Here is a 24,951-nt window from a genome sequence, read left to right on the forward strand (position 1 = left end):
AAGCGGACGGGTGACTTCTATGGTGATAGAAACCGCAGACGAATTCAGGAGGCGCGAGCCATGTCTCTGCGAGATGCAATCGACAATTTCTACGAGCGACTGGTGGTGGATGCGATCGACGCGACCCGGGAGGAGGCCGACACCGCAGATTTTCTCACCGATGTGATGTGTGTGGCCCTGAACCGCCTGCCCACGCGTTATTACCGCCACTCCATCGATATGATGTTCTATCTGGGGGATGAAGAATTGAAGGAGATGAAGCAGAAATCCCTGGCCGCCGTGAAGGACGCCAGGGGTTTCGTCAGAGGGCATCAGCGGGAGTGACCCGCTGAATCTTTCAGGGCTGGTTCAGGTTTGAAAGCGCGTTGTTCAGACGTTCAGCCAGGTCTCGGTTAGCAGACTGGCCGGCTTCGCCCAGGCACCAGTTGGCGACCAGCTTTTCCACATCCTGCAGTTGATCGCTACCGTTGTCCGCGGAGCCCATGCCATCGGCCAGGCGCTGGACCTGGATCTCCATGCGCCGTTGCTGGTCCGAATCCGGTGATGGAACGCCGCACAGGATTTCTGCGCGGATGACCAGCTCCGTCGGATCACCGATCTCAGAGGCTTCGGCCAACGGCTGCCAGTGCTCCGGTGCCTGGTCATCCGAGACTTCGCCGGTTGCCGCTGCCAGCACCAGCGACTGCCAGGATGCCATTTTCGCCCGCAGCTGCAGACCGGAGAGGGTCTGGTTGAGCCGCTGCTTTTCCTGCTGGACATGCTCCCTGAGATTTTTCGACAGGGCCGAGGCATCGATGTCCCGCAGGCTTGCCAGCGCTGTGATTACCGACTGCTCGTCACTGTTGCCGGTGACCCCGGACGATTGCGCCAGGACTGCCTGCGCGGATTCGTCCGCGGCCCGGGAGGCCAGCTGCTGCTCTGAGCGCTCGGCATCACGGCGGGCGAAGATCCGGTCGCAGGCCTTGCGGAAGGCCTGCCAGAGTTTCCGGTCTTCCCGGTGGCGGGTAATTCCGATGGCTTGCCAGTCGGATTGCAGTGCCTTGGCCTGATTCATCGCCTCCTGCAGCGGTTCGTGATCCACCAGTGCCTGGGCTTTATCGACAATCGCCTGCTTCAGGCTTTCGTTTTTCCGGCGCTCCTCATCCAGCGGTGCTTGCAGTCTCTTGAGCAGCTCATCGAATCGCTTCTGGACGGCCCGGTTGTCGCGGAACTCCACCGGCCAGGCTTCCTTCCATTCCTGGCGGGCGGTCTGGTGAATCCGTTCGGCGGCTTTCCAGTCGATGGAAGACCAGTCGGCGTTGTCCAGGAAGGTTTCCAACTGTTCGCAAATGGCAGCTCGTTTCTCCAGGTTGGCCTGTTTCAGGCCGGATTTGGCGGAGAAGTACGCCTTGCAGGGTTCATAAGCTTTGTCCGAAGCGGCCTTGAAGCGGGACCAGAGGTTTCGGTCGGACGATCCGCCCAGATCGCGCCACGCGTTCTGCAGTTCCTTGATTCGGTCGGCCTTGGCTTCCGGGTCCATGGGCTGGTCGGCCAGGTATTCCATCTGTTCACACAGGGCAACCTGCTTCGGCTCGGTGGCAAAGCCCTGCCAGTCGGTGAGCTCTCTGAGTTGCCCGGTCAGTAGCTGCATCCGTGCCTGGAAGGGTTTGCCGTGGCGATGGTCAAGATCCCGGAGGTGCTGTTGGGCGGTCTTGAACAGTTGCTTCGATTCTTTAAGCTGCTTTGCCTCAAGTGCCTGTTCCAGCTGTTGCAGGTCGGATTGCAGGCGTGTCGCAAGGGCTTTCTGTTTTTCCTGGTCTTCCGGAGCTTCAACGCGGGGCTTACGCTTTCCGGCCAGCTTTCGTAGCGGCTCCAGCAGGGCCGGGGCGGGATAGCCTTCCGGCCAGTTAATTTCCTGGATCAGGGTTTTGGCCCGGGCACGCTGCTCGTCGGAGGCCTCATCATGGCTATCCAGAACGGCACCGAGTTCGTCAATGGCGCCTCGCTCCTGGCTGATGCGCCTGACCGCGTTCAGGTAATTGCGCAGGGCAAGCATGGCGGTCTCGTAGGATTTCTGCTCCTGTTTGTCTACGCTGGTATCCCGGGTTGCTTCGAGCCAGCGGTTTTCCTGGGTCTTCTGCAAGGCATCCAGGGATGCAATGGAGGGCAGGGCCTCCGGTGCTTGCGCCCTGAGATCGTCCAGGGTACCGGTCAGCATGTTCAGGGTTTCCCGGCGCTGCAATGACTGCTCGCGCTGACGTTTTTCCGTCTCGGCAGCCGTCTGGATAGCGGTAATTCTCTCCCTGCACCGATGAGCCGCCTCAAGGAACGCCTGCGCCTGTTCAGGAGTTGTGTGCGTTTCCACCCCCGACCATTGCTTGAGCAAGGCCTCCAGCCGGGCTTCATAGAGTTTGGTGTCGTCACTTCGTGCCTGATCCTGAGCGTGGCGGATCAGGCTGGCGATGGTCTGGGCAATGCCTTCCTGGCGGGCCTGTTCGTCCCTCTGTTTCTGGAGCGCCAGCTTGACAGTCTGATAAACCCCTTTGTCTCTGCCCTTGGCCTGCTTCTGAACCTGTTGCAGAGTGCTTTCGTCGGTCAGCAGGCTGGCAGCGCCTTGTCGGATCTCGGCCGTTGTGCCATCAATTGCCAGCTTTGCCAGCACATCCTGTGACGGCGAGCCCGCCAGCGTTCTGAGCTGCTCCTCTCTTTGGCCCGCCCGGGTGTCTTCCTGCTCAATGGGGGAAGGTTGGGGAGCTTTTTGACCTTTCTGAGGGGCAGCGGTTGTCTTGCGGGATCTGAACAGTTTCTGGATGAACGCGGCCATAAGAGTATCCTTTGGTGTTGAAACCAGTTCACGGTGTCGGGCACAGTTGAGCCGCCACCGGCCATCGGCCTCCTGGAGTGGATGCCGGGTAGTTTCGCTGGCCAGGCTGGCTGGTCAGCTGATGGAATTCGCGGCTAGTCTAGCGTTTTGTATGCGTATGCGGAAAGGGTCTGTATGGCAAAACAGAAAAATCAGGATGATCAGGAATACAAGGCCCGGGCAACGGCCCTCAGGCTGCTGGCCAGACGCGAGCACAGCCGCTTGGAACTGAGCCTGAAACTCCGCCAGAGGAAAGTCCCGGGAGCTATTATTGAGACGGTGCTCGACGACTATGAGAACGAGGGCTGGCTTGACGATAACCGCTTTGCCGATGTCTATGCGCGCCAGAGGCTGGATCTGGGCTACGGGCCTTTGCGAATTCTCGGCGAGCTTCAGCAGCGAGGGGTTCACCGTTGCCCGGAGTGCCTTGATGAAATTACGGAGGAGGGCTGGTGCCAGAGGGCCATCGGTCTCAGGGATAAGCGGTTTGGCCTGGCGGATCTCAGTGAGGACTGGGATGAGAAAATGCGCCAGGCAAGGTTCCTGTACCGGCGGGGATTTTCTGCCAGTCAGGTGGAGTGTGCGCTTGAGGCCCGGTCACCCTGGCCGTCTGTAGACGCTGACCAAGCTTGACGGTTACAACGTAGGGGGAATCATCCCCAGTTCCGGTGGCAGGGCGGCCCTGAGTTCGGAGCCAGGGCGCGAGCCCTTCGGCTGGGCACCTTTGTCCTTTTGGCCATCCAGTTGCACGAACTGCGGTTTTTTCTCGGGAGGCTCGGGGCTCGGTTCGTGAAGGCGCGCCAGCACATCGTAGTAGCGCCGGATATTCTGGACATAAGCGACCGGCTCATTGCCCCGCGCGTAACCGAAGCGGGTTTTGGTATACCACTCCTTCTCGGCAAGCAGGGGCAGAAATTCCTTGACGTCCATCCACCGGTCGGGGTCTTTTCCGGCACTCTCAGTCAGGCGCCGTGCGTCTTCCAGATGCCCGAAGCCCACGTTGTAGGATGCCAGGGCAAACCAGCTCCGGTCAGGTTCCGGAATGCGCTCCGGGATCTTTTCGTGAACGATTCTGAAGTACTTGGCGCCGCCCTGAATGCTCTCCTCGGCATCCAGCCGGTTATTGATTCCGATGTGGCTGGCGGTGTTGCGGGTCAGCATCATCAGGCCGCGCACACCGGTGGGCGATACGGCGTTGGGGCGCCAGTGGGATTCCTGGTAACCCATGGCGGCGAGGAGGCGCCAGTCAATGTTATATTCCCTGGCGTATTCCCGGAACAGCGGCTCGTATTTGGGCAATCTGTTATCTACGTGGTGCATGAACGTGCGCGCGCCCACATAGTTCAGTTGGTCCAGGTGGCCGTAAAAGCGTTCCGAAATCTGGGCCAGTGCGCCTTCTTTACGGAGCTTCGCCAGAAACTTTGCGGCGGCATTGGCCAGTGATTTGTCCTGTGCGGCCGGGAAAAACCAGGCCAGCTCGCTGACAGGGCCGATGGCGAAGGCTGCTTTTACCATGGGGTAGAACACCTGGTTCATTTCAAGCACATTGGATGAAATGACCGCGTACCGAAATTCACCGCTCTGAACACGGTTCAGAACGCCGGCGGCGTCCAGGCCGGGGTGGACCTGCCACTGAAGTTCCGGGAAGTCCGGCTGGATCCGGGCCAGGCGTTGCTCATGATTGCTGTCTGCAACCACGTGAACCGTTCGGCCGGCAAGATCCGCCAGGGATTCCGGGCTCTCAACGTCACGGTTGTAGATCAGCACCGACTGGGCAGTGATGCCTGTCGGAACCGTATGATATTCGCCGGCAAGTGCGGTCTGGCTGGACAGGCCCGCCATCCCGATATGGGCATAGTTTTTCCTCAGCACCGAGAGAATTTCGGTATTGTCGTCGGCAACCCGCACGTTCAGCTTCACCCCCAGCTCTTCGGCAAAGAGTTTCGCCAGCTCGTAGTCGTAGCCGGTCGGCCCGTCCTCTTCCTCAATATAGATAGAGGGGGCGACCCGGGTAATAACATGCAGAACCCCTTCTTCACGAATCTCTTGAAGAGTGGAGGGCTGTGAGCAACCGGTAATGATGAGGGCAACACCAAAGAGAAGAAGCGTCCTGGCGGATGCGCCTGCTATCGCAGTACTAAACATGGACAAATCCCTGGTCTCCGTTACAGCTGGATCATCTGGTTACGGCGCCTTTGTGCTTCCGTATCCTTTTTTATCTTGAAAGTGGGATTCCGTTCCGCCCTCCCAATGATCCTTTGTGTCGGGTGGCTGGTCAATCAATCTGGTTAATTAATATGCAAAACAATGTCAATTGTACAGTCCGGGATTAACGTTCTCAGCGCTGTATCCTGACCCCGCTTTCGAGTATCATGGCGGCCTTTCAGAATTGCACCCGGTCTTCCCCGTTTCGCGCGATACAGGTTGATATCATGCTTGAACTTCGCGGCGCGCCCGCGCTTTCGCCATTCCGCTCACGCAAACTGCACTCCCGGATTCAGGACATCCTGCCTGAAATCGAGCATGTCTACGCCGAGTTCATGCACTTCGTTGATCTGGAGGCCGACCTCTCCGAATCCGAACAGGCCATACTCGACCGGCTTCTGACTTATGGGCCCAGTGTTCCCGTCGAAGAGCCCGATGGTGTGCTGTTCCTGGTGGTGCCACGCCCGGGCACGCTTTCTCCCTGGTCCAGCAAGGCGACCGATATCGCCCGGAACTGCGGGCTTCGGCAGATTCACCGGATAGAGCGAGGTACGGCTTACTACGTTCGGTCGCGCCGCAAGCTGGGTCTTGAGCAGCGGGAGAAAATCGCGGCCTTGCTGCACGACCGTATGACCCAGAAAGTGTTCCACGAAATGGGTGGCGCAGAATTGCTGTTCAGCCATGACGAGCCCCGGCTTCTTGGCCGGGTTCCGGTATTGGCGGGTGGTCGGGATGCGCTGGTAGAGGCGAACTCACGCCTGGGGCTGGCGCTCGCGGAAGACGAAATCGACTACCTGGTCAAATCCTTCACGGATCTGGCGCGGGATCCGACCGACGTCGAACTGATGATGTTCGCCCAGGCGAACTCCGAACACTGTCGGCACAAGATTTTCAACGCGTCGTGGGATATTGACGGTGAAGGCCAGGAAAAATCGCTGTTCGCCATGATCCGCAACACCTATGAAATGAACAGCGAAGGTGTCCTCTCTGCGTACAAGGATAATGCTTCGGTCATAAGGGGCAGCCGTGGTGGCCGTTTCTTCCCGGACCCGGAAACCGGGGTTTACGGCTACAACCAAGAAGAAATCCACATTCTGATGAAGGTGGAGACCCACAACCACCCGACGGCCATCGCGCCGGCGGCTGGCGCGGCGACGGGCTCCGGCGGTGAAATTCGGGATGAAGGGGCGACGGGCCGTGGCTCCAAGCCCAAGGCCGGCCTGACCGGCTTTACGGTCTCCAACCTGAACCTGCCCGATGATCCCCAGCCGTGGGAAATCAACTATGGCAAGCCAGAGCGGATTGCCTCGGCCCTGGATATCATGATTGAAGGGCCTATTGGTGGCGCTGCGTTCAACAACGAATTTGGCCGTCCCAATCTGGCCGGCTATTTCCGCACCTTTGAAGATAAGGTGCCCGGGGCTGCCGGTGAGGAAGTGCGCGGGTACCACAAGCCGATCATGATTGCCGGTGGTCTCGGCAATATTCGCGAAGAGCATGTGGAGAAGGGCAACATACCGGTCGGTGCCAAGCTCATCGTTCTGGGCGGGCCGTCGATGCTCATCGGTCTTGGCGGCGGTGCAGCCTCGTCGATGGATTCCGGCTCAAGTAACGAGAATCTGGATTTCGCCTCGGTGCAGCGTGACAACCCCGAAATGGAGCGCCGCTGCCAGGAGGTTATTGATCGTTGCTGGCAGATGGGTGCAAGGAATCCCATCGCGTTTATTCATGATGTCGGCGCCGGCGGCCTGTCCAATGCCATGCCGGAACTGGTGAAAGACGGCGGTCGTGGCGGCAAGTTCGAACTGCGCGACATTCCCAGTGACGAACCGGGCATGTCGCCCCTGGAGATCTGGTGTAACGAATCCCAGGAGCGTTACGTTATGGCGGTGGCTCCGGAGAATATGGAGTTGTTCGACGACCTTTGTCGGCGTGAGCGCTGCCCGTATTCGGTGATCGGCGAGGCCACGGAAGCCCACTACCTTGAGCTCGGTGACTCCTATTTTGACGATAAACCCGTTGATATTCCCATGGAAGTGCTGTTCGGCAAGCCGCCACGCATGCACCGGAGCATCAACCGTGCGTCGTTCACCAAGCCGGTATTCGACTCCACGAAGATTGACCTGCACGATGCTATTCGCCGAGTCCTTCGCCTGCCGTCGGTGGGCTCCAAGAGCTTCCTGATCACCATTGGCGACCGCACCATCACGGGCCTTGTTGCCCGCGATCAGATGGTGGGGCCCTGGCAGGTGCCCGTTGCAGATGTGGCAGTCACTGCCAGTTCATTCGATGTCCGCACCGGCGAAGCCATGGCGATGGGTGAGCGTACCCCGGTTGCCACCATTGATGCGCCGGCCTCTGGCCGTATGGCGGTGGGGGAGGTCATTACCAATATGGCCGCGGCACCTATTGCCCGGCTTTCCGACATTCGGTTGTCCGCCAACTGGATGGCCGCGGCTGGCCACCCGGGCGAAGACGAAAACCTCTACGAAACAGTTCGGGCGGTGGGCATGGAACTCTGCCCGGAACTGGGCATTACAATCCCGGTGGGCAAGGACTCCATGTCCATGAAGACCATGTGGGAAGAAGACAATGGCGAGCAGAAAAGCGTTACTGCGCCACTTTCGCTGATTGTCAGCGGTTTTGCACCGGTCACTGATGTTGCGAAAACGCTGACCCCACAACTGAAAAAGGATGTTGGTGAGACCGATCTTATTCTGGTGGATCTGGCAGCGGGCCAGAACCGACTGGGAGGCTCGGCGCTGGCTCAGGTCTACCGCGCCGTAGGCGCTGTGGCGCCTGATCTGGATGATCCGGAGGATATCAAGGCCTTCTTCGCCGTTATCCAGGGGCTCAATGCGGACGACAAACTGCTGGCGTACCACGACCGGTCGGACGGGGGCTTGTTCGTTACCCTGGCGGAAATGTGTTTTGCAGGCCGTTCCGGTGTTGATATCAAGCTGGATGGACTGGCAGAAGACCGTACCCAGTTTGCACGGGAGCTGTTCAACGAAGAGCTGGGCGCCGTTATTCAGGTTCGCCGCGACGACACTGGCTTTGTTCTGCAGCAGTTCTCGGCAGCCGGGCTTGGGGATTCCATCAGCGTTATTGGTAGCCCCAACAACAGCGATCGCCTGCGCCTGACCTTTGAAGGCTCGACAGTGGTGGATGAGGCCCGGGTTGAATTGCAGCGCCTCTGGGCCGAGACGAGCTATCGTATCCAGTCCCTGCGCGACAATGCCGACTGCGCCCGGGAGGAGTTCGATAACCTGCTGGATGCTGAAGATCCGGGGCTTCATGTCGACCTGTCCTACGATATCAATGAGGACGTAGCTGCGCCGTACATTAACAAGGGCGCACGTCCGAAGGTGGCCGTTCTCCGTGAGCAGGGGGTGAACGGGCAGGTGGAAATGGCTGCGGCCTTTGATCGCGCCGGCTTTGAGTCTGTGGATGTGCACATGAGCGATCTGCTCTCAGGACGTGTAACCCTGGAGGGCTTCAACAGCCTCGTTGCCTGCGGTGGCTTCTCATACGGTGATGTTCTCGGTGCTGGTGAAGGCTGGGCAAAGTCCATTCTGTTCAGCGACCGGGTGCGGGACCAGTTCGCTGGTTTCTTCAACCGGCAGGACACCCTGGCCCTTGGCGTCTGTAATGGCTGCCAGATGCTGTCAAACCTGCACGAGCTGATTCCCGGTAGCGAAGACTGGCCGCGATTTGTGCGCAACCAGTCAGAACAGTTCGAGGCGCGCCTGGCGATGGTCGAAGTTATGCCGTCGCCGTCGGCCTTCATGGACGGTATGGCCGGTTCGAGGATGCCGGTTGCAGTCGCCCATGGTGAGGGCAGAGTTGAGTTTGCCGGTGGCACGTCAGCCGCGGGGTTGGCTGAAAATGAACTGGTGGCCCTGCGTTTTGTCGATAACCGGGGTGAGGCGACCATTCGTTACCCATACAACCCGAACGGGTCAGAGGCGGGTATTACCGGCGTCACCAGCCGCGATGGCCGTGTCACCATTATGATGCCCCACCCCGAGCGGGTTTTCAGGGCGGTACAGCACTCCTGGCATCCGTCGGAGTGGCAGGAAGACGGTTCGTGGATTCGCATGTTCCGAAATGCGAGGCGCTGGTTCGGCTGATCAACCGTCCCAAATTCAAGCCGGCTTTGGATGCACTCATTATGGGCGCTGACATCAAAGCCGGCTTTTTTGTTTGAAGCCCTGTTCTGAGCATTTTTTCAAGGGGAAAAAGCCGGGAAATCGGAAAAAATCCCTTGACTCAGTATTCTTATGCACATTTCTGGTGCCGTGTTGTGTGTTCTGTGAACAAAGCACGGGAGTTCGGTTCAATTTTTGCGCATGAATCGTAAGGTTCTGATTATTAAAGAATAAATGAATCAGGTGAATTTGTCGCCAATTTGACAAGAGTGCAGTGATTACGGGGTTCGGGGGCGTGTTCCCAAAAACTTTCCCCAGAGTTATCCACAGATTCTGTGGGTAAGTGTCTAAGCTATTAATCTGTACAAAAAATATCCGATCAGGAGGAGGGTTTTCGATGTACAAGATGTGTTATTTCGTTCCGGAAACTCATGTTGGGGCAACCAAGCAGGCATTGTTTGATGCCGGGGCCGGTCGCATTGGCGATTACGACAGTTGTGCCTGGCAGTGCCTCGGCAGAGGCCAGTTTCGCCCGCTGGAAGGAAGCGATCCTTTCCTTGGCAAAGCGGGGGAGGTTGAAACGGTCGATGAGTACAAGGTGGAGTTGGTTTGCGAGGACGACTTCATCCGGGATGCGCTTGCGGCGCTTAAACGGGCTCACCCGTATGAAGAGCCCGCCTACGAAATCTATCGGCTGGAAGAGTTCTAGCGCCCTGCGCGGAAACCCCCTCAGTCGGTTTTGGCCCGGGCGGCTGACATCGAATGACGAATGTCGCTGACATGAACGCCGAAGGATTCGTTTCTCGCGTCCTCAAGGAAAAGTTCAAGAGTGCGCCTTACGGTCGGGAAGGAGATCTCGTCCCAGGGAATCTCGTCAAACCCGAACAGTTTGCTTTCAAGAGACTCCTCACCGGCACCGAACTGCCCGTCCTTGAGGGTCGCCCGATAGAACATGTGCACCTGGTTAATGTGCGGAACGTCGATGATAGAGTAGAGGCCTTCGATGTTTACCTCGGCGAGGGCTTCCTCAAGAGTTTCACGTTCAGCGGCTTCAACAGTGGTCTCGGCGTTCTCCATAAATCCGGCAGGGAGTGTCCAATAGCCATAACGCGGCTCAATTGCCCGTCGGCACAGGAGTATTTTGCCGCCCCAGACCGGAACCGTGCCGGCGACAATGCGCGGATTCTGGTAATGTATGGTTTCGCAGCTGACACAGACATAGCGGTGGCGGTTATCACCTTCGGGGATGCGTTGTTCAACCGGATGGCCGCAGGTGCTGCAGTACTTCATGATTTTCCCCGTTTACTGGAATTGGTGTATTTAGTCAGTTTAACGATCCAGGCTGGCTCTGTCTCATCCGGCATCAGGATGTACCATGGAGACAAAATTTGCGTGATTTACTCGCCGAGCGCCTCGCCGGCTATGCCCCCCGGCAATTAGCGCTGGACTATCCGGAAGCCGGTATATTAGTACCCATAACGGACGATCACCGTAACCCGGAAATGATTTTTACGCTCAGGTCGGAAAATTTGAGCACTCATCGGGGACAGGTTGCGTATCCGGGCGGAAAACGTGACCCTGGCGATCCTTCGCTGGCGGCCACGGCGCTGCGGGAGACCCACGAAGAGATTGGTCTGCCACCGGATCAGGTGCAGATTATTGCACCGCTCAGCCAGGTTATGTCCCGTCACGGTATTCTGGTAACGCCCTACGTGGGTGTCATTCCCGGGGATCATCCTCTGGAGGCTAATCCTTACGAGATTGAAAGCATATTTCGGGTGCCACTCTCGTTTTTTCTTGAAGATCGGCGGGAAAGAACGGATGCTCTTTACTTTCTGGACCATACCTTTTACGTGCCATGCTATCGCTGGGAGCGATACCAGATTTGGGGGCTATCCGCGGTGGTTCTGGTGGATTTCCTGAACGCTGTTTATGGTGCCGGAATTGACTTGCTTGAGCCGCCTGAAGGAGGCTGACATGTTTTACCAGCTTAACGACCGAGTGCCCGAGTTCGAGGGAGAGGGGCAGTTTGTCGCTGAGAATGCCTCGGTGATCGGCCGCGTCCGCCTCTTTGAAAATTCCAGCGTGTGGTTCAATGCGGTTATCCGGGGTGATAACGAGTTGATTACGATCGGGCCGGAATCCAATGTTCAGGACGGTGCGGTTCTGCACACCGACCCGGGCATACCTCTGACATTGGGGCGGGGGGTCACCGTTGGCCACAAAGTGATGCTGCACGGCTGTGAGATTGGTGACTATTCGCTGATTGGCATCAATGCAGTGGTTCTCAACGGCGCGAAGATTGGCAAGCATTGCCTTATTGGTGCCAACGCGCTGATCCCGGAGGGTATGGAGATACCGGATGGCTCGATGGTTATCGGCTCGCCCGGCAAGATCAAGCGGCAACTGAACGACAACCAGCAGAAGATGCTGGAAATGAGCGCGCAGCATTACGTGGAGAATGCCGCCCGTTACCGCAGGGAGCTGAAACCCTGGGAGCCGGAAAGGTGAGCAGGGCTGACAAGGTGCGCTCTCCTTGTGTAAGCATTTGCGCTCTGGATGATGACGATGTTTGCGTGGGCTGTCATCGAAGTGGTGATGAAATTACCCGATGGGCCCGAATGAATAATGAGGAAAGGCGGGACGTGCTCCGGAAGGTCGCGGAGCGTGAAAAGAAATCGCTGATTCAGAGTTAAAAGGCGCTTATAGATAATGACTGACATTGTGCGAATTGGTACTCCTCTGAAAGGTAACGCGTTCAGGGTTCTCTTTTGCGGCTCTGGCGAACTTGGCAAGGAAGTGGTCATCGAGTTGCAGCGTTATGGCGTCGAGGTAATCGCGGTCGATCGCTACGCTGATGCGCCGGCTATGCAGGTTGCCCATCGAAGCCATGTTCTCGACATGCTGGACGGGCAAGCCCTGCGCCGCATTATTGAGCAGGAAAAGCCGGATCTCATCGTCCCCGAAATCGAAGCCATCGCAACGCCTGAGCTGGTCAAGCTTGAGGAAGAGGGGTATCGCGTGATTCCGACAGCCAGGGCGGTCAACCTTACTATGAACCGTGAAGGTATCCGACGTCTTGCTGCGGAAGAACTGGGGTTGCCGACCTCTCCTTATCGGTTCGCCGGAACACGTGAAGAGTACCTGGCCGCTGTAAAGGAGGTCGGGTTGCCACTGGTGGTGAAGCCGGTTATGAGTTCCTCCGGAAAGGGGCAGAGTACTGTCAAGGCAGAAAGCGATATTGAGGCGGCGTGGGAGTATGCCCAGTCCGGTGGTCGTGCCGGCAAGGGCAGGGTGATCGTAGAGGGGTTTGTGGATTTTGATTATGAGATCACTTTGCTCACGGTAAAGCACCGGGGTGGCGTTTCTTTCTGTGAGCCCATAGGTCACCGGCAGGAAGAAGGGGATTACCGCGAATCCTGGCAGCCTCAGGCAATGGCGCCCCTGGCCTTTGACCGCTCGGCAGAAATTGCCCGTGCCGTGGTCGAGAACCTGGGTGGCTATGGCATTTATGGGGTTGAGCTATTTGTTAAGGGCGATAATGTCTGGTTCTCAGAGGTTTCCCCACGCCCCCATGATACGGGCCTGGTAACGCTTGTTTCCCAGGACATCTCGGAGTTCGCGCTTCACGCCCGGGCCATACTCGGTTTGCCCATTCCGTCGATCCGGCAGAATGGCCCCTCGGCGTCTGCGGTTATTCTTCCAGAAGGTGAATCATCAGAGGTGGCGTACTCCGGGCTGGAAGAGGCTCTTGCAGAGCCGGACACCCAGCTACGCCTGTTCGGCAAACCGGAGCTCAAGGGTCGGCGCCGCATGGGTGTGGCACTGGCAACAGGGGTCTCGATCGAGCAGGCGCGTGAGAAAGCCCGTCGTGCCGCGGGTGCCGTGAAGGTTGAGGTTTGACTTCTGCTTCTGCTGACTGGATTTATGGTGGGCGCATTTTGGCAGTTTTGGTTGTTCTGAAAAAAAAGTTAAAGTGAACCGTTGACACCCCGGCGCAGGTCTGTAGAATGCGCATCTCTTTCGAGGGGCAGGCCACTGAGTCGGCTCCGGATTCGGAAGGCAACTGTTTGAAAGTATTCGAAAATTTGCAGCAGAAAATCTTCGAAATAAACGGTTGACAAGGCGGCGGAAGGATGTAGAATACGCCACCTTGATTGAGCAACGGCTCAAACGCTCTTTAAAAAGTTAACCAAGTAATTCGTGTGGGCGCTGGCCGAGGTATTTCGGATACGAAATATCAGGACAGTGACTCGTCGAAATTGAGTTTTGTCTTGAGCAAGAATAGAGGATCTTCGGATTCTTGTATGATTTAAACTGAAGAGTTTGATCATGGCTCAGATTGAACGCTGGCGGCAGGCTTAACACATGCAAGTCGAGCGGTAACAGGGGGTGCTTGCACCCCGCTGACGAGCGGCGGACGGGTGAGTAATGCATAGGAAACTGCCCAGTAGTGGGGGATAGCCCGGGGAAACCCGGATTAATACCGCGTACGCCCTTCGGGGGAAAGCAGGGGATCTTCGGACCTTGCGCTATTGGATGTGCCTATGTCGGATTAGCTAGTTGGTGGGGTAAAGGCCTACCAAGGCGACGATCCGTAGCTGGTCTGAGAGGATGATCAGCCACATCGGGACTGAGACACGGCCCGAACTCCTACGGGAGGCAGCAGTGGGGAATATTGGACAATGGGGGCAACCCTGATCCAGCCATGCCGCGTGTGTGAAGAAGGCTTTCGGGTTGTAAAGCACTTTCAGTGAGGAGGAAGGCTTTCAGATTAATACTCTGGAGGATTGACGTTACTCACAGAAGAAGCACCGGCTAACTCCGTGCCAGCAGCCGCGGTAATACGGAGGGTGCAAGCGTTAATCGGAATTACTGGGCGTAAAGCGCGCGTAGGTGGTTTGATAAGCGAGATGTGAAAGCCCCGGGCTTAACCTGGGAACGGCATTTCGAACTGTCAGGCTAGAGTGTGGTAGAGGGTAGTGGAATTTCCTGTGTAGCGGTGAAATGCGTAGATATAGGAAGGAACACCAGTGGCGAAGGCGGCTACCTGGACCAACACTGACACTGAGGTGCGAAAGCGTGGGGAGCAAACAGGATTAGATACCCTGGTAGTCCACGCCGTAAACGATGTCAACTAGCCGTTGGGACTCTTGAAGTCTTAGTGGCGCAGCTAACGCACTAAGTTGACCGCCTGGGGAGTACGGCCGCAAGGTTAAAACTCAAATGAATTGACGGGGGCCCGCACAAGCGGTGGAGCATGTGGTTTAATTCGACGCAACGCGAAGAACCTTACCTGGCCTTGACATGCAGAGAACTTTCCAGAGATGGATTGGTGCCTTCGGGAACTCTGACACAGGTGCTGCATGGCCGTCGTCAGCTCGTGTCGTGAGATGTTGGGTTAAGTCCCGTAACGAGCGCAACCCCTATCCCTAGTTGCTAGCAGTTCGGCTGAGAACTCTAGGGAGACTGCCGGTGACAAACCGGAGGAAGGTGGGGATGACGTCAGGTCATCATGGCCCTTACGGCCAGGGCTACACACGTGCTACAATGGCGCGCACAGAGGGCTGCAAACCCGCGAGGGGGAGCCAATCTCACAAAACGCGTCGTAGTCCGGATCGCAGTCTGCAACTCGACTGCGTGAAGTCGGAATCGCTAGTAATCGTGAATCAGAATGTCACGGTGAATACGTTCCCGGGCCTTGTACACACCGCCCGTCACACCATGGGAGTGGATTGCACCAGAAGTGGTTAGTCTAACCTTCGGGAGGACGATCACCACGGTGTGGTTCATGACTGGGGTGAAGTCGTAACAAGGTAGCCGTAGGGGAACCTGCGGCTGGATCACCTCCTTAAACGAAGCCGAATGCTTCGGTCAGAGTCCACACGAATTACTTGGTTGGCTAATAAAGAGAGCAAAAGGGTCTTTGCAGGCCCGATGGCTGCGACGCTTTAAAGTGAAGCAGGCATTAGCGCTGTAGATTGTGACAGCTGACAAGGCGCAGGCTGAGAGAGCGAGGGAGCGTACATAAGTACGTGACCGAGTGAACGAAGACTGCAACGCAGCTCAGGTGGCGCAAGATGCAGTGATAATTGGGTCTGTAGCTCAGGTGGTTAGAGCGCACCCCTGATAAGGGTGAGGTCGGTGGTTCAAGTCCACCCAGACCCACCAGAATTGCGTGGCTCGTCGTTGTGTCCGGACTTGCATAGCAGGCTATGCGGCGCCCAGACACGCCTAGATCCACACAATTCTATAGCTTAGGTTAAACGGCCTGGCTTGTGTGGAAGATCGAGGGGCCATAGCTCAGCTGGGAGAGCGCCTGCCTTGCACGCAGGAGGTCGGCGGTTCGATCCCGCCTGGCTCCACCAAAAGCCTGAACGATCGATGCTTACATAACTGACTAACTTCGGTTAGCAGTGTACAGAAACGAATGTTTCATGATGATGAAGCCTTCCTTTCTGATCACTGGGTCAGATTTGCTCTTTAACAAATTGGACGAGATAGAACACGATTGATGGATTCCATTATCTCCGGAATTCATTGATCAGAGTGATAACGATTTCAAGCGTTATCCGGTGTTGTCGTTGAAGTGGTTGTTATATCGCTTCAAGGAACTGTCTCCACTTATTGACGCCCTGGGTTACCAGGTGGTTGATAGTTGGAACACAGTTGTCTTGGGGTTATATAGTCAAGCAACTAAGCGCATACGGTGGATGCCTTGGCAGTCAGAGGCGATGAAAGACGTGGAAGCCTGCGATAAGGCTCGGGGAGCTGGCAAACAAGCTGTGATCCGGGCATTTCTGAATGGGGAAACCCACCGACTTTCGGGTCGGTATCTTGCACTGAATACATAGGTGTAAGAGGCGAACCGGGGGAACTGAAACATCTAAGTACCCCGAGGAAAAGAAATCAACCGAGATTCCCTAAGTAGCGGCGAGCGAACGGGGACTAGCCCTTAAGCTGGACAACTGGTAGGAGAAGGCTCTGGAAAGTGCCGCCATAGTGGGTGATAGCCCCGTATCCGAAACCTGAGTCTGGTGAAATCGAGTAGGACGGGACACGTGGTATCCTGTCTGAACATGGGGGGACCATCCTCCAAGGCTAAATACTCCTGACTGACCGATAGTGAACCAGTACCGTGAGGGAAAGGCGAAAAGAACCCCTGTGAGGGGAGTGAAATAGATCCTGAAACCGTATGCGTACAAGCAGTCGGAGCGGACTTGTTCCGTGACGGCGTACCTTTTGTATAATGGGTCAGCGACTTATGTTCAGTGGCGAGGTTAACCGTTTAGGGGAGCCGTAGGGAAACCGAGTCTGAATAGGGCGATTTAGTCGCTGGGCATAGACCCGAAACCGGGCGATCTATCCATGAGCAGGTTGAAGGTTGAGTAACATCAACTGGAGGACCGAACCCACTGTCGTTGAAAAGCCAGGGGATGACTTGTGGATCGGAGTGAAAGGCTAATCAAGCCCGGAGATAGCTGGTTCTCCCCGAAAGCTATTTAGGTAGCGCCTCGGACGAATACCACAGGGGGTAGAGCACTGTTTCGGCTAGGGGGTCATCCCGACTTACCAACCCGATGCAAACTCCGAATACCTGTGAGTACTATCCGGGAGACACACGGCGGGTGCTAACGTCCGTCGTGAAGAGGGAAACAACCCAGACCGCCAGCTAAGGTCCCCAAGTACCAGTTAAGTGGGAAACGATGTGGGAAGGCTCAGACAGCTAGGAGGTTGGCTTAGAAGCAGCCATCCTTTAAAGAAAGCGTAATAGCTCACTAGTCGAGTCGGCCTGCGCGGAAGATGTAACGGGGCTCAAACTGGTCACCGAAGCTGCGGCTGCATACATAGTATGCGGGGTAGGGGAGCGTTCTGTAAGCCTGCGAAGGTGAGTTGAGAAGCTTGCTGGAGGTATCAGAAGTGCGAATGCTGACATGAGTAACGACAATGCGGGTGAAAAACCCGCACGCCGGAAGACCAAGGGTTCCTGCGCAACGCTAATCGGCGCAGGGTGAGTCGGCCCCTAAGGCGAGACCGAAAGGTGTAGTCGATGGGAAACGGGTTAATATTCCCGTACCTTGGATAGCTGCGATGGAGAGACGGAGAAGGCTAGGTGAGCCGGGCGACGGTTGTCCCGGTTTAAGCATGTAGGCAGTGGGGTTAGGCAAATCCGGTCCCACAATGCCGAGACGCGACGACGACTGCTCTTAGAGCGGGAAGTCATTGATGCCCTGCTTCCAGGAAAATCTTCTAAGCTTCAGGCTATTCGAGACCGTACCCCAAACCGACACAGGTGGTCAGGTAGAGAATACCAAGGCGCTTGAGAGAACTCGGGTAAAGGAACTAGGCAAAATGGTGCCGTAACTTCGGGAGAAGGCACGCCGGTATTACGTGAAGCCCCTGCGGGTGGAGCGGAAGCCGGTCGAAGATACCAGGCCCCTGCGACTGTTTATTAAAAACACAGCACTGTGCAAACACGAAAGTGGACGTATACGGTGTGACGCCTGCCCGGTGCCGGAAGGTTAATTGATGGGGTTAGCGCTTGCGCGAAGCTCTTGATCGAAGCCCCGGTAAACGGCGGCCGTAACTATAACGGTCCTAAGGTAGCGAAATTCCTTGTCGGGTAAGTTCCGACCTGCACGAATGGCGTAACGATGGGGGCGCTGTCTCTACCCGAGACTCAGTGAAATTGAAATCGCCGTGAAGATGCGGTGTATCCGCGGCTAGACGGAAAGACCCCGTGAACCTTTACTATAGCTTCACAGTGAACTTTGAGCATGTTTGTGTAGGATAGCTGGGAGGCTTTGAAGCGGTGACGCCAGTCATCGTGGAGCCAACCTTGAAATACCAGCCTGACCTGTTTGAGGTTCTAACTTCGTCCCCTGATCGGGGATAAGGACACTGTGTGGTGGGTAGTTTGACTGGGGCGGTCTCCTCCCAAAGCGTAACGGAGGAGCACAAAGGTGGGCTAAGCATGGTCGGACATCATGCGGTTAGTGTAATGGCACAAGCCCGCTTAACTGCGAGACAGACACGTCGAGCAGGTACGAAAGTAGGTCATAGTGATCCGGTGGTTCTGTATGGAAGGGCCATCGCTCAACGGATAAAAGGTACTCCGGGGATAACAGGCTGATACCGCCCAAGAGTTCACATCGACGGCGGTGTTTGGCACCTCGATGTCGGCTCATCACATCCTGGGGCTGAAGCCGGTCCCAAGGGTATGGCTGTTCGCCATTTAAAGTGGTACGCGAGCTGGGTTTAGAACGTCGTGAGACAGTTCGGTCCCTATCTGCCGTGGACGTTGGAGATTTGAGGAAAGCTGCTCCTAGTACGAGAGGACCGGAGTGGACGAACCTCTGGTGTTCGGGTTGTCACGCCAGTGGCATTGCCCGGTAGCTATGTTCGGACAGGATAACCGCTGAAAGCATCTAAGCGGGAAGCCCCTTCCAAGATGAGATCTCCCTGGCCCCTCGAGGGCCCTGAAGAGCCGTTCAAGACCAGGACGTTGATAGGTCGGGTGTGTAAGCGCTGCGAGGCGTTGAGCTAACCGATACTAATTGCTCGTGCGGCTTGACTATATAACACCCAAGACAATTGCGGATAACGCAAGAGCCAAAAGCTCTGAAATCAACATCACACCGTTCCATCTCGTCCCCCAGTGATCAACCGTTTTGCCTGACGACCATAGCGGTCTGGAACCACCTGATCCCATCCCGAACTCAGAAGTGAAACAGACCAGCGCCGATGGTAGTGTGGCGTTGCCCATGTGAGAGTAGGTCATCGTCAGGCGCCTAATGCCTTAAACCCCAGTATCCTCGATGCTGGGGTTTTTTATTGCCCGGAATTTGGGAAATCTTGGTTTAAAACGCGTTTGTCATGGCAGCCAGATCTCGAACACCCCACCACCCAGGCTTCCTCCGTTATGCAGCTTGATGGAGCCGCTTCGGTCTCCCTCGCTGTGAAGCCTGGCAACGGAGGATGCGAAAAACAGTCCCAGGCTGGTACTGCCGCTTTTGAAATCGAGGGATTTGAAATTCAGGGTACCGGCGTGCTGCATACTTTCCGGGTAGCCTTCTCCATCATCTTCGACCCCGATCACAAGATAGCCTTCCCTTTCACCGGCGGTGAGGCGGATTTTTTTTCTGGTATAACGGATGGCGTTGTTAATGGTGTTGTTCAATACACCGGTCAAAAGGTCCTCGTCGAAAAAACCGTTAATGTCGTCGGCTTCGATGGAGCAGTGGATGCCTAGCCCCTCAAGCAAGGGTGTATGCCGGGCGAGGTGCTCTGAGAGGAAGTCTGGAACGAAATGTTCCTCAATGTGAGCGGACAGATTATTCTCGCCCAGGCGGTAGATACCCAGGAGCTGAACGAGATCGTTATGCATGCGCTCTGCTTCATACTGCAGGGTATTGAAGCGTGGGGATTCTCCCAGGCTATGCTGTTGCTCGCTCCTGAGCTCGTCCAGGGAGTTCAGGAGCATGCCAAGCGAGTTCTTCATATCGTGAACCGCGGAGGCAAGGACCATCGAAAAATCTATGTTCTGATTGTTCATTCCATCAGCCCCTTGAGCTTGCGTTGTAAGGCGATATAACGCCGGTATTGACGGTGTTGTTCGGGCAGGCCGGATAACCGGTCCAGGCAGGACTGACAGCGACTGAGCAGGCCGGAGGCCGCCGGATTGCTGTCGTATTCCTTCATCAGTACCTGAACCAGGTTAAGGTTCAGGGCGGCGTGCTCCGGCACGATTTCCAGGGCCCTGGCGAAGGTCTCCGCAGCTTCCTGCAGGTTGCCTGACTCGAACGCCCTGATGCCATCCCGGTTCAGCGTACGGGCTTTGATCTTCTGCCGGAATCCCACAGGTTCATCCAGAAGGTTTTCGATTTTCTGCAGAGTTTCAGGGTCCTCACTGCAGCGTTGGGCCATATCTGCAAGCAGGTGCTTTGCCTCGGCATCATGGTTGAGTCGGAACAGGGTTTTTGCATAGTCGAGGCCGGTGTCCGCATCCAGCGATGAGGTGTTTTCAAGGTCAGGGCGGATTGCTTCTAGAATGTTTTCGGCCTGTCTGTGTTGGCCCTGGCCTGCAAGCACCCGGCACTGGATGATCTGGCTGCGGACACTGATGCCTTCCTCTTCCGCAAACCGCTTCTCCATCTTCTTGAGTACGGCAAGTGCTTCCTTTGCCCGGACGGCGCCGTCCTCTTCCTGGTCGCCCTCGCTCAGATCCGAAAGCGTCTGGCCGAGCGCCAGGTAGTGGGCAGAGCTGTCGTGAATCGAATGTGTGCCCAGTTCAACGGTCCGGCGCCATGCATCGGACGCGGTGTCCATATCCTGATTGGAACCCGCCAGTTCTGCCAGGTGCTTTTGTCTGAGCAGGGCGTTCGGCGAGTGCTCAGTGGCCTTCTCGAGGATTTGTTGTGCCTGGCTTGGCCGACCCTGACGTTCAAGCCCCTCCGCCAGAAGATCGTAAGCCTCCATATAGTCCGGATGTTTGGCGATAAGCTCACGGAGGCCCTCTACGGCTTCGTCGAAGCTTCGTTTGGCGAGAAGTACCTTGCAGCGGCCAAGTTTTGCCCAGGAGAGCTCGCGCTGGGCAAGAACTTCATCATAGACCTTGATGGCGTGGGCCAGGTCACCCAGCCGGAAATACAGGTCCCCCAGGGTTTTCATCAGCCAGGTTTTGTAGCGGGGTTGTCGAGGCAATGCCTGAAGACACAGGGAAATGGCTTCCGGATAATTTTCCCGGTCCATTTCCCGGTTGATGGGCATGAGGGCATTGCGCTGGCTGATCAGGCTTTCCAGGCGCTTTTCAAGAACGGCCCGGTTAATCGGTTTGGTGAGGTAGGCGTCCGGTTGATATTCGCGGGCGCCCATGACCATTTCCTTGGAGGTTTCTGCGGTTACCATCAGGAACAGGGACGACCGTTGCAGGAGCTTTTTGTGGCGTAGTTCCTCCAGGATGTGCTGGCCGTTTTTGCCCTCGCCAAGGTTAAAGTCGCAGAGCACTACATCAACGTGGTTGTAGGTGCAGTATTGAATCGCCGGGGTGGCGTGAGCGACCAGTTCGATTTTGTCAGCCCCGCAGCTACGGAGCATCTGCCGTATTGATAAACGGAAGTTCTCGAAGTCATCGATAATCAGGTAGGTCAGTTTTCCGAACGGATTGAGATCAGCTTTGGGGTCGGTCATGAGCGTTTCTGCTTGAGTAACTTGTTAACCAATGCGCGCAAGGCCGCGGGTTTTACCGGCTTGTAGAGAATCTGGTAGCCACGGGACAAGGCATCTTCCCGAACGTCCGGCGCCATATACCCGGTAATCAGTATCCCCGGGATATCCTCGCTGAGAGCATCGCGGATGCCGTCCATGGCGTCCAGGCCATTCTTGTTATCATCCAGCTGGTAGTCGGCAAGTATAATGTCCGGCTTCTGGCCGGCCAGTTTTTCCATGGCATCGTTGAGGCTTTCCGCCGCCGTTACGTCACACTTCCAGTTACCCAGCAACGCCACCATGCCCTGCAGGATGGCAGGATCGTTATCAATACACAGGAAATGCAGGCCACCCAGGTTAGACACTCGCCGCGAGCTGGAGGCAGATTTCGTGACAGAGGGTTCGCTCTGCTCCGGTGCCGCGACGGGTACAGTGATTCCAAACACACTCCCACGGCCCTGAACCGAATGCACGCTGACCGGGTGGTTCAGCATGCCACTGATCCGGTCCACGATGGCCAGGCCAAGCCCAAGACCTTTTTTGTCTCTGCCGTGCTGGAAGCGGCGGAACTCCTCGAAAATATGGGCCAGCTGGTCGTCGGGTATGCCTGGACCGGTGTCCCAGACCTCGATACGGAGATACCCCTTCAATCGCCGGCAGCCAAGCAGAATCTTGCCTTCCGGGGTGTAGCGTATGGCATTGGACAGAAAATTCTGGATCACACGGCGCAGCAATTTGGCGTCTGACCGGATCCAGACGCTGCTGGGTACAACATGTAGTTCAAGGTCCTGATCCGCAGCAATCGCTGAAAAATCGGTGGCCAGATGGCGCATGATGTCGTTGACGGGGAAGACTCCGATGTCCGGCTCCAGCGCACCGGCATCGAGCTTGGAAATATCAAGCAGTGTGCTGATGATTTCTTCAGCGGCCCCGAGAGAACTGTCGATATGGGTGACCAGATCTTTCATCTCGGTGTTCTCGGCCTTGCCTGCCAGGGCCGAGGTAAACAGCCGGGCCGCATTGAGAGGCTGCAGCAGGTCATGACTGGCGGATGCCAGAAACCGGGTCTTGCTCTGGTTGGCCTGCTCGGCAACCGATTTTGCCTTGAGCATCTGTTCGTTGATGACCTGCAGTTCCTGGGTTCGCTCTTTTACCCGCTGTTCCAGATAAATGTTGGTTTCCTTCAAAGCCTGCTCGGTCCGACGCATGGCGGTAATATCCTGGAATGTCGTGACATAACCACCGCCGGGAATAGGGCTGCCGTCTATCCTGAGGACAGTGCCATCCGGCCGCTGCCGCTCATAGGACATGGGGCGCCCCTCCCGCATGCTGGCGCATCGGTCCGCGATCACTTCGTCAATTCTGCGGGCCGACAGGTTGGCGTTCGTCAGGTTATACCGCATCAGATCTTCCACCGGGCGTCCTACTCTCACAAAGCCCTTGGGGTAGGTAAACTGTTCAAGGTAGCGGTGATTCCAGACCACCAGTTGTTGCTGGTGGTTAACCACAGAAACGCCCAGGCTGATATTTTCAATGGCCGACTGCAGTAGCTCGCGACTGAAGGTCATGGCCTGTGAGGCTTCGTCGACAATGCTGACCACATCCTCGATCTGCATATCACGGCCGGTCAGAGTGGATTCGAGTACCACCCGCGCCGTGGATGCCCCGATTACCGAAGCCAACTGACGTTCGATATACTTCATGAGGTGGGCTGACGCGGGCCGGTGCAGATGCAACCGGATGGCGTTACGACGCTCGTAGTTCCGGAAAATTGTTTCCGAGCGATCCTCACCCATGAACCGGTCCGTCAGGGCCTGTAGATCGGAGGTCAGGATTTCGCCTTGCCAGCTCTGGTGCTGGGCAGTTTCCGCCCTGGGGTGGGGGTCGTGAAAAAAAGACGCAATCTGGATTTTCTCGCGCACCCGCTGACGGGTCAGCATCGAAAGTACGATGTAGACCACCGTATTGATACCGAGGCTCCAGATAATGCCATGGCTGGTCTGGTCCAGCTCTGAGCCGAATAACGCGGTGGGGCGGGTCCAGCTCAGGCCCCAGATGCCATGGTTTATCAGGGTATCGGTTACCCATCCTGTGGTTGCCAGGGCGGGCAGGAGCAGGGTGTAGCACCACATCAGAAAGCCCAGCCCGAGGCCCCATACCGCCCCCGTGTAATTGCCTTTTCGCCAGATTATGCCGCCGACAAGCGCTGGCCCAAACTGTGCGGCTGCAGCGAAAGAGAGCAACCCGAAGGCCGTGAGACTGTAGTCTTCCCCGGCCATTCGATAGAAACCGTAGGCCGTCAGAAGAACCACAAAGATGGCCACCCGCCGGATGCTCAGCAGCAGATAACTGAGGTCGTTACGCCGATTCATGCCTGGCCGGAAGAATTTCAGCAGGGCGGGCATGATGATTTCGTTACTGACCATGGTGGCAATAGCGACCGAACAGACTATGACCATGGCAGCGGCAGCCGAACCACCACCGAGGAAGGCCAATATGGCGAGCCATTCCTTACCTGCCATGATTGGCAGTTGCAGGATCAGGATATCAGGGTTGCCTGCTGCTGCTTCCGGCGATAAAAGTCCCGCGGCAGCGATGGGAAGCACGAATGCACTGGCAACGATGAGGTAGATGGGCATTGCCCAGCGGGCAATCTCGAAATCGCGATGATCAGTATTTTCCACGACCATGACATGGAATTGCCGTGGCAGGCAGATAATTGCCAGCATCGCGATCAGAGTCTGGGTGATAAACGCCGGGGCCTCGACGCCGTTGGTAGTGAGCGTACCAATCAGGTCTGCTTCTCTGGCCCGGGCAAACAGGTCACCGAACCCGCCATACAGCCCGTAGCCCACGAAAAGCCCAACGGCAACAAAAGCCACGAGTTTGATCAGTGATTCGAAGGCAACCGCCTGGATCATGCCTCTGTGGTGCTCCGTGGACTCCAGGTGTCGGGTGCCAAAAAGCACTGTAAAGACTGCCAGCGCCAAGGTGATGTACCAGGCGGAATCGTTCCAGGCTGCCGAACTCAGTTCTGCATGCCCTGCGCCCGTCGCTGACAGCACGTTGAATCCCATGGCAATCGCTTTCAACTGCAGGGCAATGTAGGGAACGCTGCCAATCAGCGCAAAGGTCGCAATCATTGCGGCCAGTAGTTGGGATTTTCCGTAACGGGAGGCGATGAAGTCGGCGATGGAGGTGCTGTTATTGCGCTTGCTGATGTAAATAATGCGGCGTAGAAGGGGCGCGCCAAAAACGAAGACCAGCAGCGGCCCGAGATAGATCGGCAGAAAGCCGAGGCCTTCCTGGGTGGCTCGGCCAACAGCACCGTAGAAGGTCCAGGAGGTAAAGTAAACTGCCAGTGACAGGGCATAGATATGGGTTCGTGCCAGGCGCCGGCGATACAGCCCCGGATGTTTGTCGCCCGCCCAGGCGATCACAAACAGGACTGAAATGTAGGTGATTGAGATAAGAACCAGTAGCCAGGCACTAATCATCAAAAGCGCTTCCCGTTAAACCAGTACCGGATCCTGAGCCCGGACCACT

At 56.6% G+C, this 24,951-nt stretch carries 14 protein-coding genes, 2 tRNA genes and 3 rRNA genes; 13 read left to right on the forward strand and 6 right to left on the reverse strand.

The window, feature by feature from the left end; all coding sequences use genetic code 11:
• The first annotated feature begins 60 nt into the window (after positions 1–60).
• Positions 61–324 carry a late competence development ComFB family protein gene (locus msub_RS00315; RefSeq protein WP_048494184.1) on the forward strand — a complete coding sequence of 88 codons (264 nt, stop codon included), beginning with the start codon at positions 61–63 and terminating at the stop codon, positions 322–324.
• Between the two features lie 13 nt (positions 325–337).
• Here the strand turns inward: msub_RS00315 and msub_RS00320 are convergent, their stop codons facing one another.
• On the reverse strand, positions 338–2,803 hold the full coding sequence (locus msub_RS00320) for a DUF349 domain-containing protein (protein WP_048494185.1): 2,466 nt from the start codon (positions 2,801–2,803) through the stop codon (positions 338–340).
• A gap of 174 nt (positions 2,804–2,977) precedes the next feature.
• Here msub_RS00320 and msub_RS00325 point away from each other — a divergent pair, with 174 nt between their 5' ends.
• Complete coding sequence (locus msub_RS00325; RefSeq protein ID WP_048494186.1) at positions 2,978–3,475, forward strand: regulatory protein RecX; 498 nt, start codon at positions 2,978–2,980, stop codon at positions 3,473–3,475.
• 3 nt (positions 3,476–3,478) lie between these two features.
• Here the strand turns inward: msub_RS00325 and mltF are convergent, their stop codons facing one another.
• The gene (gene mltF, locus msub_RS00330) at positions 3,479–4,987 is read right to left on the reverse strand and encodes a membrane-bound lytic murein transglycosylase MltF (protein WP_048494187.1); all 1,509 of its coding nucleotides are present in this window, start codon (positions 4,985–4,987) and stop codon (positions 3,479–3,481) included.
• 287 nt (positions 4,988–5,274) lie between these two features.
• On the opposite strand from mltF, the gene purL reads away from it, so the two are divergent.
• Entirely contained in the window at positions 5,275–9,180 is a 3,906-nt protein-coding gene (purL, locus tag msub_RS00335) for a phosphoribosylformylglycinamidine synthase (RefSeq protein ID WP_048494188.1), read from the forward strand.
• A 415-nt stretch (positions 9,181–9,595) separates the two neighbouring features.
• Complete coding sequence (locus tag msub_RS00340) at positions 9,596–9,907, forward strand: Nif3-like dinuclear metal center hexameric protein (protein ID WP_048494189.1); 312 nt, start codon at positions 9,596–9,598, stop codon at positions 9,905–9,907.
• Between the two features lie 20 nt (positions 9,908–9,927).
• On the opposite strand, the gene msub_RS00345 is transcribed toward msub_RS00340, so the two are convergent.
• On the reverse strand, positions 9,928–10,488 hold the full coding sequence (locus tag msub_RS00345; RefSeq protein ID WP_048494190.1) for an NUDIX hydrolase: 561 nt from the start codon (positions 10,486–10,488) through the stop codon (positions 9,928–9,930).
• Positions 10,489–10,586: 98 nt separating this feature from the next.
• Between msub_RS00345 and msub_RS00350 the strand changes: the two genes are divergently transcribed.
• The 9 genes from msub_RS00350 to rrf all read left to right on the forward strand — a co-directional run bounded on the left by msub_RS00350 (position 10,587) and on the right by rrf (position 18,987).
• Positions 10,587–11,174, forward strand: coding sequence for an NUDIX hydrolase (locus msub_RS00350; protein WP_048494191.1), 588 nt, complete (start codon positions 10,587–10,589; stop codon positions 11,172–11,174).
• Position 11,175: 1 nt separating this feature from the next.
• Positions 11,176–11,709 carry a gamma carbonic anhydrase family protein gene (locus msub_RS00355; protein WP_048494192.1) on the forward strand — a complete coding sequence of 178 codons (534 nt, stop codon included), beginning with the start codon at positions 11,176–11,178 and terminating at the stop codon, positions 11,707–11,709.
• Positions 11,706–11,894, forward strand: coding sequence for a DUF1289 domain-containing protein (locus msub_RS20860; RefSeq protein WP_082146367.1), 189 nt, complete (start codon positions 11,706–11,708; stop codon positions 11,892–11,894). The genes msub_RS00355 and msub_RS20860 overlap by 4 nt, the downstream gene beginning before the upstream one ends.
• Positions 11,895–11,919: 25 nt before the next feature.
• Positions 11,920–13,101, forward strand: coding sequence for a formate-dependent phosphoribosylglycinamide formyltransferase (gene purT, locus msub_RS00360; RefSeq protein WP_227506754.1), 1,182 nt, complete (start codon positions 11,920–11,922; stop codon positions 13,099–13,101).
• A 411-nt stretch (positions 13,102–13,512) separates the two neighbouring features.
• Positions 13,513–15,052: ribosomal RNA gene (locus msub_RS00365) — 16S ribosomal RNA — on the forward strand.
• A gap of 240 nt (positions 15,053–15,292) precedes the next feature.
• A tRNA-Ile gene (locus tag msub_RS00370) sits at positions 15,293–15,369 on the forward strand.
• A 121-nt stretch (positions 15,370–15,490) separates the two neighbouring features.
• A tRNA-Ala gene (locus msub_RS00375) sits at positions 15,491–15,566 on the forward strand.
• 318 nt (positions 15,567–15,884) lie between these two features.
• A 23S ribosomal RNA gene (locus tag msub_RS00380) occupies positions 15,885–18,776 on the forward strand.
• A 96-nt stretch (positions 18,777–18,872) separates the two neighbouring features.
• A 5S ribosomal RNA gene (rrf, locus tag msub_RS00385) occupies positions 18,873–18,987 on the forward strand.
• The 16S, 23S and 5S rRNA genes sit together here with 2 tRNA genes alongside, the layout of an rRNA operon.
• Positions 18,988–19,072: 85 nt before the next feature.
• Here the strand turns inward: rrf and msub_RS00390 are convergent.
• The 3 genes from msub_RS00390 to msub_RS00400 are packed head-to-tail and all read right to left on the reverse strand — an operon-like array spanning position 19,073 to position 24,902.
• On the reverse strand, positions 19,073–19,753 hold the full coding sequence (locus msub_RS00390; protein ID WP_048494194.1) for a sensor histidine kinase: 681 nt from the start codon (positions 19,751–19,753) through the stop codon (positions 19,073–19,075).
• Positions 19,750–21,387, reverse strand: a complete 1,638-nt coding sequence (locus msub_RS00395; protein WP_048494195.1) for a tetratricopeptide repeat-containing response regulator — start codon at positions 21,385–21,387, stop codon at positions 19,750–19,752. Before msub_RS00395 ends, msub_RS00390 begins: the two co-directional genes overlap by 4 nt.
• The gene (locus msub_RS00400) at positions 21,384–24,902 is read right to left on the reverse strand and encodes a hybrid sensor histidine kinase/response regulator (protein WP_048494196.1); all 3,519 of its coding nucleotides are present in this window, start codon (positions 24,900–24,902) and stop codon (positions 21,384–21,386) included. The genes msub_RS00395 and msub_RS00400 overlap by 4 nt, the downstream gene beginning before the upstream one ends.
• Positions 24,903–24,951 lie beyond the last annotated feature (49 nt).

This window comes from Marinobacter subterrani, from assembly GCF_001045555.1.
Classification (GTDB): domain Bacteria; phylum Pseudomonadota; class Gammaproteobacteria; order Pseudomonadales; family Oleiphilaceae; genus Marinobacter; species Marinobacter subterrani.